Origin of the sequence: Sphingomonas sp. (assembly GCF_017745215.1) — a bacterium.
Lineage (GTDB): Bacteria > Pseudomonadota > Alphaproteobacteria > Sphingomonadales > Sphingomonadaceae > Sphingomonas.
On sequence record NZ_JAGHZV010000033.1, the window covers coordinates 1 to 14407 of the forward strand.

12 protein-coding genes and 1 tRNA gene are annotated in these 14407 nt (G+C 68.8%); 6 read left to right on the forward strand and 7 right to left on the reverse strand.

Annotated features, from left to right (window positions below; all coding sequences use genetic code 11):
* Positions 1-134 precede the first annotated feature (134 nt).
* Together J7495_RS19875 and J7495_RS19880 are read right to left on the reverse strand one after the other, a co-directional pair.
* Entirely contained in the window at positions 135-560 is a 426-nt protein-coding gene (locus J7495_RS19875; RefSeq protein WP_294058718.1) for an OsmC family protein, read from the reverse strand.
* A 77-nt stretch (positions 561-637) separates the two neighbouring features.
* Positions 638-1048 carry a hypothetical protein gene (locus J7495_RS19880; protein ID WP_294058719.1) on the reverse strand — a complete coding sequence of 137 codons (411 nt, stop codon included), beginning with the start codon at positions 1046-1048 and terminating at the stop codon, positions 638-640.
* Positions 1049-1225: 177 nt separating this feature from the next.
* Between J7495_RS19880 and J7495_RS19885 the strand changes: the two genes are divergently transcribed.
* The gene (locus J7495_RS19885; protein WP_294058720.1) at positions 1226-2542 is read left to right on the forward strand and encodes a hypothetical protein; all 1317 of its coding nucleotides are present in this window, start codon (positions 1226-1228) and stop codon (positions 2540-2542) included.
* 61 nt (positions 2543-2603) lie between these two features.
* On the opposite strand, the gene J7495_RS19890 is transcribed toward J7495_RS19885, so the two are convergent.
* Positions 2604-3059 (reverse strand): MarR family transcriptional regulator, encoded by a 456-nt coding sequence (locus J7495_RS19890; RefSeq protein WP_294058721.1) that lies wholly within the window; start codon positions 3057-3059, stop codon positions 2604-2606.
* 393 nt (positions 3060-3452) lie between these two features.
* Between J7495_RS19890 and J7495_RS19895 the strand changes: the two genes are divergently transcribed.
* Positions 3453-4199, forward strand: coding sequence for a PEPxxWA-CTERM sorting domain-containing protein (locus tag J7495_RS19895; RefSeq protein ID WP_294058722.1), 747 nt, complete (start codon positions 3453-3455; stop codon positions 4197-4199).
* A gap of 80 nt (positions 4200-4279) precedes the next feature.
* Here J7495_RS19895 and J7495_RS19900 read toward each other — a convergent pair whose 3' ends face one another.
* Together J7495_RS19900 and J7495_RS19905 are read right to left on the reverse strand one after the other, a co-directional pair.
* The gene (locus J7495_RS19900; RefSeq protein WP_294058723.1) at positions 4280-4987 is read right to left on the reverse strand and encodes a hypothetical protein; all 708 of its coding nucleotides are present in this window, start codon (positions 4985-4987) and stop codon (positions 4280-4282) included.
* Positions 4988-5024: 37 nt separating this feature from the next.
* Positions 5025-5258, reverse strand: coding sequence for a hypothetical protein (locus J7495_RS19905; protein ID WP_294058724.1), 234 nt, complete (start codon positions 5256-5258; stop codon positions 5025-5027).
* A 196-nt stretch (positions 5259-5454) separates the two neighbouring features.
* Between J7495_RS19905 and J7495_RS19910 the strand changes: the two genes are divergently transcribed.
* Positions 5455-5841 carry a hypothetical protein gene (locus J7495_RS19910; RefSeq protein ID WP_294058725.1) on the forward strand — a complete coding sequence of 129 codons (387 nt, stop codon included), beginning with the start codon at positions 5455-5457 and terminating at the stop codon, positions 5839-5841.
* Positions 5842-6164: 323 nt separating this feature from the next.
* Positions 6165-6908, forward strand: a complete 744-nt coding sequence (locus J7495_RS19915) for a PEP-CTERM sorting domain-containing protein (RefSeq protein ID WP_294058726.1) — start codon at positions 6165-6167, stop codon at positions 6906-6908.
* Here J7495_RS19915 and uvrA read toward each other — a convergent pair.
* Both uvrA and J7495_RS19925 read right to left on the reverse strand, forming a co-directional pair.
* Positions 6832-9810, reverse strand: coding sequence for an excinuclease ABC subunit UvrA (gene uvrA / locus J7495_RS19920; RefSeq protein ID WP_294058727.1), 2979 nt, complete (start codon positions 9808-9810; stop codon positions 6832-6834). The two genes, J7495_RS19915 and uvrA, sit on opposite strands and share 77 nt — an antisense overlap.
* 75 nt (positions 9811-9885) lie before the next feature.
* Positions 9886-12078 (reverse strand): DUF4062 domain-containing protein, encoded by a 2193-nt coding sequence (locus J7495_RS19925; RefSeq protein ID WP_294058728.1) that lies wholly within the window; start codon positions 12076-12078, stop codon positions 9886-9888.
* A gap of 231 nt (positions 12079-12309) precedes the next feature.
* Here J7495_RS19925 and J7495_RS19930 point away from each other — a divergent pair, with 231 nt between their 5' ends.
* Positions 12310-13821, forward strand: a complete 1512-nt coding sequence (locus J7495_RS19930) for a hypothetical protein (RefSeq protein ID WP_294058729.1) — start codon at positions 12310-12312, stop codon at positions 13819-13821.
* A 96-nt stretch (positions 13822-13917) separates the two neighbouring features.
* A tRNA-Ala gene (locus J7495_RS19935) sits at positions 13918-13993 on the forward strand.
* Positions 13994-14407: the final 414 nt, after the last annotated feature.

A 14407-nucleotide genomic window follows, 5' to 3' on the forward strand; every position in this document is an offset into this window, starting at 1 on the left:
GCCGTTGGGAGGCCGGGTGGGGGAGCGGGCTGGTGCCGCAATGCGCTGAATGGCGCATTTCCAAACAGCCTCTAAGAAGAAGAGCGGCCATCCTTCGGGACGACCGCTCCACTCGACCTGTATCGCAACCGGGCTCAGGCCAGGCTGAAGTCCAGCGTGATCTCGGCGTTCAGCACCTTGGACACCGGGCAGTTCGCCTCGGCGCCCTTCGCCAGTTCCTCGAACTGCTCCGGCGAGATGCCGGGGATGCTCGCCTTCAGGGTCAGGTCCGAGCGCGTGATCGTGAAGCCGCCGTCCTGCTGCTCGAGCTTCACGGCCGCACTGGTCTCGAGGCTGCCCTCGCTGAAGCCCGCGCGCGCCAGGGCGAAGCTCAGCGCCATGGTGAAGCAGCCCGCGTGCGCCGCGGCGATCAGCTCCTCGGGGTTGGTGCCCTTCTCGTCGCCGAAGCGCGTGTTGTAGCTGTAGGGCGTCGCGTCGAGCACGCCCGACTGGCTGGTGAGCTGGCCCTTGCCGTCCTTGCCGAAGCCTTCGTAACGGGCAGTCGCGGTGCGTGTCGTCATCGGTGCATCTCCTTCGCCGCGGGACCTAGCCGAAGCCGGCCCCGCGGCGAAAGCGACACCTTCGGGTAATCCCGCGCCTATTCGCAGCGCGCGTCGCCCTTGTCGACCGAAGCGCCGATCGCCGCGCCCGCACCGGCGCCGATGATCGTGCCCAGCGTCTCCGAACCGCCCGGCGCGATGATGTTGCCCAGCACGCCGCCGGCCAGCGCGCCGACGATCAGGCCCGTCGTCCCGTCCGAGCGACGGCAATAGTAGCGACCGTCCTCGCCGCGGTAGACGCGGTCGCCGCGGCCCATCCGATATTCGCGATACCGGGTGGTGTCGCGGCGATAATAGCGGTCGGCATAATAGCCGTTGTAGGCGGGGTCGGGCCGGTTCCAGTCGTAGGAACGATAGCCGCCGTTGGTATAGCCCGGGCGCGAATCATAGTCGGTGCAGGCACCGAGCAGGGTCGTCGCGGCCAGGATGCCGATCGTCAGAACACGCATGTCCCTTCTCCTCCTCAAACCTCTGGGGATGGATGCGAAATGCTTGGAGAGGGCGGAAAGTTGCGCGGGCGCAGCGACGGTGCCGCAATCGATTCGACTCCGGCGCCATCCCCTTCTGGCCGGGGCGGTGCCGCCTCTAAGCCATGGCGCATCGCTTTCGGCGAAGGGGGGAAATCCATGAGCACCGTCGACGTCCATCTGGTCAACAACAGCGGCCGGCTCCTGTTCGTGAACGGCCATGCCGGCACCGACTGGACCTATGTCAGCCAGAACGGCGTCCGCCCCGGCGGATCGGACAAGATCGGCACCTTCAAGCTGCCCGGCGTCGGCGACAACGACCAGCGCGGCTGGATCTACCTCGCCGAGACCAAGGGCCGCAACGAGCTCCAGGCCTTCATTGCCACCGGCTCGTCGCGCGGCGTGTTCGACTATTGCCTCCAATATTACGACGACGGCAAGAACACCAACGGCACCACGATCAACGGCACCCAGGCCGAGCTCCGCAAGGGCAATGTGTGGCTGACCGTCGGCCCGGACCTATTCCACAGCTGGACCAACCGGTTGCCCGACAGCACGCTGCTGCACCAGATCTCGCTGCCGGGCACGCACGACAGCTGCACGCATTCGCTCTCCGGCAATTCGCGCACCCAGCTCTACCCGGTCACCGAGCAGCTCCACATGGGCGTGCGCTATTTCGACATCCGCCTCGACGGCGACCGCGCCTACCTGCCCGTCATCCACGGCGCCGGCCATGGCTTCGCCGATACCGGCTACACGCTGGTGAGCGTGGCGCATGACTTCCTCGACTTCCTGAGCGGCAAGGTCGATCCGCTGGCGGTGGACGAGACGGTGGTGGTGCAGGTCAAGTTCGACCATGGCTACAAGGCCGGAAAGTCGGACGCGGACGTGCTCAACATCCTCTCGCTCGTCTTCCAGGGGTCGGGGCGGCTGCACAACCTGCCGATCACGCCCGCCAACCCGACTCCGATCGGCGACCTGCGCGGCAAGCTGGTGCTGATGCGCCGCTACGGCACCTCGGTGACCGACGAACCGATCCAGGGAACCGCCGTCGACCGCTTCGTCCACGAGGCCGATTACCAGGCCTGGAAGAGCGGCGGCGGCACCCCGGCCTGGCCCTTCTACTTCCCCAAGCAGGCCTTCGACTGGCCCGACTATGCCGACGATCCCGCCGGGCTGCGCAACCTCGATGAATACCCCGTCGTGCTCCAGGACAATTACGGGCTGACCATGGCGCCCAAATGGGAGCTGGTGCAGAAGTATCTGATCGCCGCGGCGTCGGGCCGGCCCGACGCCTGGTTCCTCAACTTCGCGAGCTCCGCCGCGCTCCCCGACGGGCCGCACAACATCGCGACGATGGTGAACCGCCATCTGAAGCAATGGTTCGCCGCACGCGGCCGATGCCGCGCGGGCACCATCCTCATGGACTATGTCGAGCGCGACGTGGTGAAGGCGGTGATCGGCAGCAACTTCTGACCGCTCGGCCAAGCGTGCGGCGCGGCGCCCCCCGGGAATGCGGGCGGTGGGGGCGCCGCGCCTAGGCGCTGCGCTGCATTTGCGACAGCACCGTCTCCATGGGGGCGATCGTCTCGTCGGTGAGCTCGATCCAGATCCGACGATTGTCACGCGCGTCGGGCTGGCGGCGGACGTAGCCCAGCTTGTCCAGCCCCTCGATGTGACGGAGCGCGGTGGTGCCCGGCACGCCCGAGCCGACGCACAGCGCACCGACCGACAGCCGCAGGCCGCGGGCGCGCGCGACATAGAGGTCGAGCAGCATGTCCCACACGGGATCCCGGAAGCGCAGCGTGCCGAACAGCCCGCAGCGCCGCGCGCGCGCACGCCGCAGCCCCTCGGCGAACTCGTGGAGCGGCCGAAGGCCGGGCGAGGGCGCCTCGGCCGGGAACATCGCGCACTCGATGTGCGCGATGGCGTCGGCGGGCGTGCAGCTTCGCTGCTCGGCCACGGCGCTGGTGATCTTGAGCAGGCGATGCAACTCGTCTGCGGAAAAGCGATGATGCACGAGCCTGAGAGGCGAACGACATCGCCCCGAGTTGTTGTCAATGCGCGCGGGGATATGGGACCGGTTGCGGGCAATGCAACCAGGAGAACGGAAAAATCTTCCGTTTTGGAATAGGTTAGGGGATCGAAACGGAGTATGTGGGGAGAGGAGGCGCGAGCCCCAGGCCCGCGGAGAGACGCCGCCGTTCGGATCGCTAGGGCAGCGCAGCGGCGCCTCGCCGGCGGGCCGGCCCGATCCCTCCGCTTCGGTGCAAAAGCCCGCTGGTGCCGGGGTATATCATGGTTAACCCTTTCGTTTCGAAGCGACTCGGCGCTTTTTGGGGGAGGTCTTGCCATGGTCCGTTCGGTCTTTCGTTCGCCTGTCCGCATGCTGGGATCGGGCCTGGGGCTCGCGCTGGCGGTAGCGATGCCGGGGGTCGCGCAGGCCTCGGTCGTCGTCGACCAGGCAGTGCTGGTGCCGCCGAGCGGCGACGTCGCGGTGGTGGCGCTCGCGGGCACGGTGACGACGCCCACGCCCGGCTATCGCAGCGGCATCCAGACCTTCACCGCGGGCACCGCGGGCATCCTCGACCATCTCGACTTCCAGCTCTTCTGGGCCACGGCGGGCACCGACGGGATCTATTCGCTGACGCTCTACAGCGGCGACCTGATCGGCTCGCCTGCGACGGCGACGCTGCAGTTCGTCCAGCTGGGCCAGCTCTCGACCCTCCCGGGCTCGGCGGCGGCGCGCGCCCAGACGGCGCTGACCACGTTCGACGTGCGCGCGGCCGGCTTCGTCGTGGCGCCGGGCACGCGCTACAGCGTCGCCTTCGACGCGGCGGCGGGCATGGGCCGGATGGGCGTGATCATCGGCTATGGCGTGGGCACCCCGCCCAACCCGCCGACGATCTTCGGCACCAACTATGCGGGCGGCGGCTTCCAGCAGCTCAGCAACGGCGTCGGCGGCCCGGTGACCCCGTCGCGCGACGCGGGGTTCGTGAGCTATGTCTCCTTGAACGTGCCCGAGCCGGGGACCTGGGGGATGATGATCCTCGGGCTGGGGGCGGTCGGCGGCGCGATGCGGCGGGGGCGGGCCGCGGGACGGGGGAACGGACTGGCTGCCGTGGCGGCCTAGCCGGGTGTGTTGCAGTAGCAATGCAGTTTACACGGTTGACACTGCCCATCAGGAAAAACCTTCTGCTGCGGTGAGGGCGTTCAGAAGTCTTCCGGACCCGCGTCTTCGTCGGCCTGGCCGGCGAGCTCGGCGATGCGTTCCTGGCTGAAATCGGGCGGCAGCACGACGTCGACCGCGCGGAGCAGCGCGGGGAAGAGGTGATGCAGCTCGCGCGCGCTGAGCCGCGGGTGAACCGGCTCGGGCTTGCGCGCGAGGAGGAACATCAGCAGCCGGTCGTTGTGGACGACGCGCGTGCCGACCTGCTCGCCATGGTACCAGACGGGCTGCTCGCGGCCCGACAAGGCGCGCTCGGTCGCTTCGTCGAGCAACGCCTGGCGCGCGAGATCGATTGCGACGTCCCAGCCGATCGCGAACACCGAATTGGGATGGTGGCGGCGCAGCGCATAGGCCGATTGGCGCGAGAGTCCGACCGCGGCGCAGGCCTGGCTGACGCAGCCGCCCCCGGCGAGATGCTGGAGGAAGGTGCGCTGGGCGTCGACGTCCCAGCCTTCGCTGCTGCGGATGCGCGGGGCGGTTTCGAGGTCGACCGCGGGCGGGGCGGCGAGGCGAGCGGGCGCGGCGGCCGTGTGGCGCGCGCGGGCGGTCTCCATCGCGGCGGCGATGTCCTCGCCGCGCCGGGCGGCGTCGAACCCGGCGTGGAGTACGTCGTCGGTGCGCTCGCGCAATTTTTCCCGGCGCTTCATGCGCGCGGCCCATTGCTCGCGCGTGTACTGCTTGGGCTTGGCCATTGGGGTTGCTCCAGTGGTGGCTTGGCTTCGGGCGATCTCAGTCCGTGCGGCTGCGCGCGGCACGGAGGGCGGCGGCGTGGGCGCCGAGGATCGCATCGGCGCGGGCGCGGTTCGCCACGATCCCTGGCCGCGTGCGCGGGCCTATGGCGGCGGCAAGGCGGCCGGCCTCGAGACGCTCCCGCCAGTGCAGCGCGGGCTGGCGGGCGTCGGTACCGACGGGGGAGGGCGCCGCGAACGCGCCGTCCGGGGTGAGGGTGAAGCGATGCGGCATCGGCTTGGTCCTTTCCTGCGGTGTCTTGCGGGGGTGGACTCGTCAGATATGCCGGAACGGGGGCTGTAGGACAGCGATTTGTTTATGGTTTGTTCATTTCCGGGGTGGTGCGATCCGGCGCCCGCGAAGGCCTTGCCGGGACAGGCGCGGCGGGGCAGGCAGGGACCGGTCGGCGACTCGGCGGCGGGAGAAGGGCATGGGCAAGCGCGCACTCGTGATCGGCTTCGATCCCTACAGCATCGATTTCGACACGCCCTTCTTCCGCGGCAAGCCGCTGAGCGCGGAGATCATCGCCAAGGGGCTGGAGGCGGACGAGGCGCGGATCGCGGCGGCGGGGCATGACGCGGAGATGCTGATGATCGACGCGCAGGGCACGCCCGAGGCAGCGGCGGCCGCGACCCGCGCGGCGCTGGCGGCGCGGCCGGTGGAGGTGGTGGTGATCGGCGGCGGCGTGCGGCTCGACCCGGCGCAGACGCTGGTGCTGGAGGCGCTGGTGAACGCCGTGCTGGAAGCGGCGCCGGGGACGCGGATCGGGTTCAACACGATGCCGACGGATACGGCGGAGGCTGTGGGGCGGGGGTGAGGGAGCGGCGCCTGGCTCAGGGCTATTGCTGGCGGGCGTGGAGAACCGCGACGATTTCGATCATCTCACCCACACGATAGGCGACGATGTCGTTGGATGGACGATCGCCTCGACCCGGCCGGTGGACGAAGGGGTGATCGGGGAGGCGATCAGCGGTTTGGTGCCTTTCGTAAACTGCCACGGTAATTCCTGTCGCCGCAATTCCCCGCCGTCCTCGGATTGGCCGGGCAACAAGTCCCGTACCGGAGCAAATCGTGTTTCCTCCGGAACGCAGACGATGTTACGAACACGGCATGATCGGCACTCGTCAATGAGGGGGCGTCATGCGGATTCTGGCTGTGATTCTGTCATGCTGTCTGACGCTGATGTCGTCGAACGCTGGCGCAACCACCTATGTGAAATATGAATTCTGGGGTGGTGGCTACGGATATGAAGAGGATTCGAGCGACTTTCCGCCAATCTCCAAGGCGGGAAAGGTAAAATTCTCGGGCTGGGCAATCGTGCCGCTCGGCGAGCAGTCCATCTTTCAGGAGCAGTTCGGCGACGAGAAGAAAGCCGCCGCCGGCGCGAGCTCTCTTTATTTCAACGAATATTATTCGGATGCGCTCGCTTCGGTCACGGCCACGGTCGAGCTGTTCTACAAGCTGAACGCGATCGGCAGCGCCTTTCCCGATGAGATCGGGAAGCCCAAGCTGCAGGGCGGAACCTTCAGCGTCAAGATGATGCTTCACTATTGGTCCTTCGAAGGCGACGGCGTGATCACCGGCGCGCGAGTCGTGCCTTATGCCGGCCCCGCGGAGCCGACCGACATCTTCGAATATGGCGCGTCGCTCACCTCCGTGCCGGAGCCCGAGACGTGGCTCATGCTGCTGCTGGGCGTGGCGATGACGGGCTGGGCGATGCGGAGGAGACGGAGCGGCGGGCACTCGGGGTCACGTCGCATACGCGGGCGACGCGGAAGATACGGCGAGTTGGGCACGGTGCCAGCGCTTACGAGCTGGCTTCGCTCAGGACAGGCTCCTGCCCGGTTCCCATCCCCAACAACGGCGCCAGATACCGCCCCGTAAAGCTTCGCGGCTCCTCCGCCACCGCTTCCGGCGTCCCCACCGCGACGATCTCGCCGCCCTTAACCCCGCCTTCCGGCCCCAGGTCGATCACCCAGTCGGCGGTCTTGATCACGTCTAGGTTGTGCTCGATCACCACCACCGTGTTGCCCTGGTCGACCAGCGCGTGGAGCACTTCGAGCAGCTTGCGCACATCCTCGAAGTGGAGGCCCGTCGTGGGCTCGTCGAGGATGTACAGCGTGTTGCCCGTCGCCCGGCGCGACAGCTCCTTCGACAGCTTCACCCGCTGTGCCTCGCCGCCCGACAAGGTCGTCGCCTGCTGGCCGACCTTGACGTAGCCGAGGCCGACCTCGGCGAGCATCGCCATCTTCTCGCGGATCGGGGGGACCGCCTTGAAGAACTCGACCGCGTCCTCGACCGTCATGTCGAGCACGTCGGCGATGCTCTTGCCCTTGAACTTCACTTCCAGCGTCTCGCGGTTGTAGCGCGCGCCGTGGCAGACGTCGCAGGTGACGTAGACGTCGGGGAGGAAGTGCATCTCGATCTTGAGCACGCCGTCGCCCTGGCACGCCTCGCAGCGGCCGCCCTTGACGTTGAAGCTGAACCGCCCCGGCTTGTAGCCGCGCGCCTGCGCCTCGGGGAGGCCAGCGAACCAGTCGCGGATCTGGGTGAAGGCGCCGGTGTAGGTCGCCGGGTTCGAGCGCGGGGTGCGGCCGATCGGCGACTGGTCGATGTCGATCACCTTGTCGAGCTTCTCGAGGCCCGTGATCCGGTCGTGCCTGCCCGCGAGCATCCGCGCGCCGTTCAGCTGGCGAGCCGCCGCGGCGTAGAGCGTGTCGATCGTCAGGCTCGACTTGCCCGAGCCGCTGACCCCGGTGATGCAGGTGAAGGTACCGATCGGGATCTTCGCGGTGACGCCGCGCAAATTGTTCGCGGTGGCGTTCTCGATCGTGACGAACTTGCCGGTACCCGAGCGGCGGATCAGGGGCACGTCGATCTTGCGCGTGCCGTTGAGATAGTCGGCGGTGATGCTGCCCTTGCTCGCGAGCAGCTGGTCGAGCGTGCCGTGCGCGACGATCTCGCCGCCATGGACGCCCGCGCCCGGCCCCATGTCGATGACATAGTCGGCAGTGCGGATCGCATCCTCGTCATGCTCGACGACGAGCACGGTGTTGCCGAGGTCGCGGAGCCGTTTCAGGGTGGCGAGCAGCATGTCGTTGTCGCGCTGGTGGAGGCCGATGCTCGGCTCGTCGAGCACATAGAGCACGCCCGAGAGGCCGCTGCCGATCTGGCTGGCGAGGCGGATGCGCTGGCTCTCGCCGCCCGAGAGCGTGCCCGAGGTGCGATCGAGGTTGAGATAGTCGAGCCCGACGTTGTTGAGGAAGCCGAGCCGCTCGTCGATCTCCTTGAGGATCGCGCGGGCGATCTCGCCCTGCTGCGGGGTGAAGCTGGCGGGGAGCGTCCTGAACCAGGCGAGCGCGTCGACCACCGAGAGGCGCGTGGCGTGGCTGATGTCCTGCCCGGCGACCTTGACCGCCAGCGCCTCGGGCTTGAGGCGCGCGCCGCCGCAGGTCTCGCAAGGATGCGCGGCCTGGTATTTGCTGAGCTCCTCGCGCATCCAGGCGCTCTCGGTCTGGAGCATGCGGCGGTTGAGGTTGCCGATCACGCCTTCGAAAGGCTTCCTGACGTCGTAGCTCTTCTTGCCGTCGACGAAGGTGAGCGTGACCGGCTTGCCGCCGGTGCCGTGGAGGATGACCAGCCGGACCTCGCCGGGCAGATCCTTCCACGGCGTATCGAGGCTGAAGCCGAACTCGCGCGCGAGGGAGCCGAGCACCTGCATGTAATAGGGCGAGGGCGGGTTGGACTTGGCCCAGGGGACGACCGCGCCCTTCTTGATGCTGAGGTCGTGGTTGGGGACGACGAGGTCCTCGTCGAAGATGAGCTTCTCGCCGAGGCCGTCGCATGCGGGGCAGGCGCCCTGGGGGGCGTTGAACGAGAAGAGCCGCGGCTCGATCTCGGGGATGGTAAAGCCGCTGACCGGGCAGGCGAACTTCTCGGAGAAGACGATGCGGTTGTCGGGGACGCCGGCGCCCTTCATCGAGCCGAGCGAGGTGGAGCCGCCCTCGGCCTGGAAGCTCTGGCGGGCTTCCTGGACGCGGCTGCCGGTGGCTTCGGCGGCGGTGGTGTCGACGAGGTCGACATAGGCCAGCCCCTCGGCGAGCTTGAGCGCGGTCTCGAAGCTTTCCGCCAAGCGCGTGCCGATGTCGTCGCGCACCACGAGGCGGTCGACGACGATCTCGATGTCGTGCTTGTATTTCTTGTCGAGCGCGGGGGCTTCCTCGATGAGGTAGGTCTCGCCGTCGATGCGGACGCGCTGGAAGCCGGCCTTCTGCCACTCGGCGAGCTCCTTGCGATACTCGCCCTTGCGGCCGCGCACGACCGGGGCGAGGAGCAGCAGCCGCGTGCCCTCGGGGAGCGCGAGGACGCGGTCGACCATCTGGCTGACGGTCTGCGCGGCGATCGGCAGGCCGGTGACGGGCGAATAGGGCACGCCGACGCGCGCCCAGAGCAGGCGCATGTAGTCGTAGATCTCGGTGACCGTCGCGACGGTGGAGCGCGGGTTGCGGCTGGTGGTCTTCTGCTCGATCGAGATGGCGGGGCTGAGGCCCTCGATATGCTCGACGTCGGGCTTCTGCATCAGCTCGAGGAACTGGCGGGCGTAGGCGCTGAGCGACTCGACGTAGCGGCGCTGGCCCTCGGCATAGATGGTGTCGAAGGCGAGGCTGGACTTGCCGCTGCCCGAGAGGCCGGTGATGACCGTGAGGGTGTCGCGCGGGATGTCGACATCGACGCCCTTGAGATTGTGCTCGCGCGCGCCGCGGACGGAAATGGTGGTGAGGGGCATGGAGTTGGTTCTAGCTTTGTTCTTGTTGGGAAGCTAGAGGGGAGATAGGGTGTGGGGGCGGGGGATGCGAGGGGTCTATTCGGGAAGCGCGGCGAGCTTGGCACGGATGCGGGCGAGGGCTCGGGTGGCCTTTTCGAAATAATGGGGCATGTCCTGGGGAGTGTAAATTTCCAGCGCGGTGAGCAGCGCCGCCTCCGCAGCCACAAGATTGTTTCGCGGCGTCTCGCGGAGGTCGGCCATCCCCTCATAGGCCAGCGATAGATTTTCGTGTGTCATTGCCCAATTTGCCGGCATGTCGGCGCGGGTGAAGACGGTGGGGAGATCGCGAAAGGCGGCGACGGCTTCGGTCAGTAAGCGCAGACCTTGGGCTCCACCGACCCGTTCGGCCTGGATCCTTAAAGTGTTGCCAAGATTGTTCTGCGTCATCGCCCAATCGACGGGCATGTCGACACGGGTGTGGACGAGGAGCGCGTCGCGAAAGGCGGAAACTGCGTCTGCAAACAAGAGTAGCCCCTCGGGGCCTTCTTTGCGCATGGCCTGAGTACCGAGTGCGCTACCAAGACTGTTCTGCGTCGCCGCCCAAGCTGCGGATGTGTCAGTGCGAGTGTAGATGGTGAGCGCGTTGCGGAACGCGGTGACCGCGTCGGCGAGCAGCCGCTGGCTCTCGACGCTGCTGGTACGCTCGCCCTGCGCGCGAAGCGCCGTGCCGAGATGAATCTGCGCTTTCGCCCACTCGGCGGGCATATCGGCGCGGGTGTAGACGGTGAGCGCGTCGTGAGCGCAAGCGACGGCCTCGACGAATAGCTGCAGACCCTCGGCTCCCCCTGTACGTTCGGCCTGCGTAATTAGAGCGCTGCCAAGATTGCTCCTCGTCGCCGCCCAGTCGATAGGCAGGTCGGCTTGGGTGCGGATGATGAGTGCGTCGTGATAGGCACCGACGGCTTCGTTCAGCAGGCGCAGGCCTTCGGGGCCACCGCAACGCGCTCCCTGCGTTTGAAGCGCATTGCCGAGATTGTTCTGCGCCATGGCCCACTCGGCGGGCATAGCATCGCGCGTATAGACTGTGAGCGCCTCCCGATAGGCGGTAACGGCCTCGTCGAGCAGGCGCAGGCCTTCGGGGCCGCCGGTGCGTTCGCCATGATGCCAGAGCGCAATCGCCAGATTGTTTGAGAGGCTTGCAGCCTTCGCCGATTTCCTGTGGGTCGAGGCGCGCGATTGGAGCTCGCGCCAAACTACAATCGCCGCCTCGAGCGCCTTCCCGTTTCCGAAGTTGACACCATGATCCTCCAAGTTGCTGGCGGCATCGAACGCGAGCCCCTCCTCGGCTTTGGCATCGAACGGCGCCAGCATGGCGCGCGCGCGGTCCCAATTCGCCGCGGCGCTTTCCCAATCGAGCGCGAGCAGGTCGGCCCGGGCCAGTTCGGCGAGGCTCTCGGCAGCCTCCCGCACCGCGTCGGCGGCCTTGTCGACGCGCGCTTCTCCCGCCTCGGCGAGGTAGCGGCGCGCTGCGTCGAGGTCGCCCTGGTCCAGCGCCTGTCGTGCCGCCTGCTGGGCGCCGCGGATGCGATTGTCGGTCGCGTCGAGGGCGGCCACGCGCTCGCGCAGCGCTTCGAATTCGGGGACGAAGGCCTCGATCGCCTCGACGACCTGGCCTCCCGTGGCGTCGGGGCGGAGGTCGATGAAGCGGGCCACCGCGCCCTGGATCGCGCGGTCGGGCAATCTGGATTCGCCGGCCGCCTTGACCGCGATCAGGCCGATCGCGATCGCGGCCTGCTTGGCGAACTGCTCCTTGCTCAAGAAGGTGTCGTAGACGCGGGTCGCCTCCCTGTCCGGATCGACGCGCTTGGCACGTTCGCGGAAGGCGGCGAGCTTGGCGCGTTTCTCCGGATCGGTTTCGATGTCCGCCGGGAGGACGGGATGGTCGTCCCCCATCAGGAATAGCAGGATCGGCCGGCCCCGCCGGCGCGCCTCGTTGAATTCGAGCTCGGTGATCGAGAGGCCATCGGGATTGCGGGCGTCGTGCGGGGTCTGGCCGTATTTGTGGCCGATCACACAGGCATAGGCGACCGAATCGCGCACCATGCCGAGGCTGGATTCGATGACGTCGGCATCGGTGCGCGCTCCGCTGTATTCCATCCCATTGGCGCGAAAGCCGAAGCGGTGAATGGCGTCGATGATCTCGCGGCGATGCGCTTCCAGATCCGTGAAGGTGCTGGATACCATGATTGCCCGGTAGGTCTTCGGCTCGTCTTGGATCCCCGCCTCCATGGCGCGACTATCGGCAATGCCCGGGATGAAGGCAAGAATAGACGGCGTGGTCGGCAGGGCAGTATTTGGCGGCGGGCGCCACAAGGTTCGTCATTTGCTGGCGTTGTCGCTACCATCGCCCCGGGGCTGCCGATCTGCGGGCGCGGCGCCGGAAGCGGGCGGGCACCCCGGTCATCGCGCGTTCAGCGGGCGGGGCGGATGCTGGGCGCGGTTGGAGAGGGGAGGCTGGCGATGAACGGACGGCGGACGAAATGGCTTGGCGGTGCGGCGGTCGCGCTCGCCTTGCTGGCGGCGGCGAGCGGCGCGCCCGCCCAGGCGCAGGGCGGGCCGAGGCCGGTGCCGGCGACCTGGGCCGACATCCGCGGCTTCGACCTCTATGAATGGATCGACCGCGCCGACGCGCTCTCCGACGCGATCGGCGATGCGCCGCCTGACGAGAGCTTCCGTTTCGCCGGCGGCACCCCGCTCGCCTGGATGCTGGACGACGGCTCGGTAATGATCGTCGAGACCGAGCCCGACGGGCCGCACAGCTATTATTACGAGCCGGGCGCCGAGGGGCCGTTCCTGGTGCGCGGACCGCGTACGGCGTTCGGCTATGTCCAGGACGCGCCGGCGGTGGTCTACAGCAGCGACGGCGGCGTGCTGTCGCGGATCGAGGCGGCGAGCTGGTTCACCCCCGCGCTCGAGGACTGGCGCCATGGCCGCGACCTGCGCCGCGCGCTGATGCGCACGGACGCGCGCGAGAGTGTCGATCTGGTCGACTGGTTCGCGCTCGCCGGCACGTTCGTGCTGTGGCACCAGCAATGGGACGAGGGCAAGCGCCGGCACGCCGGCTGGGGCCGCTATCACCAGCGCCGCGACGCCGAGCAATGGCGCCGCCGCCACGACGACGAGCGCCGCCGCCGCGAGGCGCTGGCCGAACGCTTCCGCTACTGGCGCCAGGGCGGGTTCCAGGGGCGGCCGCCGGGGCCGTGGCAGCCGCCGCGGGGCGGTGGCGCGGGCCAGCCGGTCGGCGGGCCGATCGTCCCCGGCCAGCCGGGCGGCCGGCCGCCGCGCGGTCCGGTCATCGTGCCGGGCCAGGCGGGTCCGGCGCCGGGGCAGGGCAATCCGCCGCGCGGGACCTGGCCGCGGCCTCGCCCGAGCGGCGACGCGCCGGGGACGCCGATGGCGGGTAGCGACAACGGCGGCGCGGTGCCCCAGGGCGACGGCCGGCCGGGCCGCGGGCCGAGGCCGGGCGGCTGGACCGGGACGGGCAATGGCGCCGGTAACGGCGGCGGGAGCAATGGCGGCGATCGCCCGGGCCGCGGGCTGCGGCCGGGCGGCTGGACCGCGGGCAGTCCCGCGGCGCCTGCAGCGGTGCCGGCGCCTTCGCCCGTGCCCGCACCGGTGGCGAACAGCCCGACGCCGGCTCCCGCGCCGGTCGCGTCGCCGCCGCGTCGCGATCCGCCCGCCGCCGGCGGCTGGCGCGGCAATCGCGGGGGCAACGACGATTCGCCGCGGTCGTTCGGCCGGCCCGTGACGGTGGCGCCGCAACCGGCGCCCGGGCCGGCCTATCGGCCTGCGCCGGCGCCCGCACCGGCGCCGGTGACGCGCAGCTTTACGCCGCCGCCTTCGCCGGCGCCCGCGCCGAGGAGCTACAGTCCGCCGCCGGCGCCGCGGAGCTACTCGCCGCCGGCGCCTCGGCCGGCGCCGGCACCCGCTCCGGCGCCTGCGCCTCGCTCGGACGCGGCGAAGAGCGATTGACGGCGGAACGGCCCGGCCGGGCTCGCGATTTTTGCGAAAAGGGGCGCTTGCCAAATCGGCGGCCGCGCCCTAAAGGCCGGGCCCTTCCCGGGGAATGGGGCCGTAGCTCAGCTGGGAGAGCGTCGCAATGGCATTGCGAAGGTCAGGGGTTCGATCCCCCTCGGCTCCACCATTTCCCTTCGGCAAATGCCTCCGCCTCGGTTTTTGGTTGTCCCCTGGGGCTCCACCATTTCCTTGAGTTGGTCCGCCCGGGTTCTTGGTTGGAACCCGGTGGCGCCACCCATTCCTTTCGTTCCACGCCGGGTTCTCGACTGAACCTGATCTCCACGTCCTCCTTCGGACAATGGCTCGGCCAGACACCCCGCGGCTTCGGGTCTGCGGCTGTCGACGCGGGCGAGCGCGCCGCCGAGATAGACGGTGGCGCCGGCGGTGCCGGTCCACACCGAGCCTGCGCCGTAGGAAGCGGTGGCGGTGCCGAGATAGGCATAGCTGCTCAGCGTCCGCCACGTCCCGTCCGAGCGCACCGTGGTGGTGTCCTCGCTGACCACCTGGCTCCTGGCGTTGTAGGTGACCGAGCGGCTGTACA